The following is a 599-nucleotide window of genomic DNA, read 5'->3' as shown; positions in this document are numbered from 1 at the left end:
TGAAGTTGAGTCCAAGCTGGTTGGCACCTGTTACAGTCGCATACCTGCCGTTTGGCCCACTAGAAGGCGTTAGTCCGAGGTACCCACCGGTGTCTCCAGCAACCTCAACACTGACATCTTGATTTGTTGTGACACTGCTGAACGCGCCAGTCCCGACGGCACTAACGCCGGCAGTACCGCCGAGCAACATGAGGAGTTTTCGTCGGTTCATCATAGCTGTCTTATCGAATGCCCAGCGACGGAATCGAACCGTCTCACCCTGGTTTCCACGACGGGACACACCTGTGTGGGTAGTGCGGTGATCTCAAACGTACTATTTAAAATAAATATTGAACAATACTTGTAGTCTGATNCCCTGGTTTCCACGACGGGACACACCTGTGTGGGTAGTGCGGTGATCTCAAACGTACTATTTAAAATAAATATTGAACAATACTTGTAGTCTGATCACGTTACTGTCTATTTGCGGGGGTGTACTTGGTTATGAGACGGTTGAGGTTTGTCAGAGTAACCTCGATACATTGAGTGTACAACTTGATCCGGATCAAGAACCCCTTGAGCCAGAATCAAGCAGTCATTGAAGCTAATTTTCACCGTTC

At 48.3% G+C, this 599-nt stretch carries 1 pseudogene; it reads right to left on the bottom strand.

The features are described 5' to 3' along the window. Window positions 1-190, bottom strand: a pseudogene (locus C464_RS19465) (LamG domain-containing protein); the annotation flags it as partial. Window positions 191-599 lie beyond the last annotated feature (409 nt).

This window comes from Halorubrum coriense DSM 10284 (assembly GCF_000337035.1).
Classification (GTDB): Archaea; Halobacteriota; Halobacteria; order Halobacteriales; family Haloferacaceae; genus Halorubrum; species Halorubrum coriense.
Note: the sequence above shows the minus strand (reverse complement) of the source record. Positions and strands in the feature narration are given on the sequence as shown.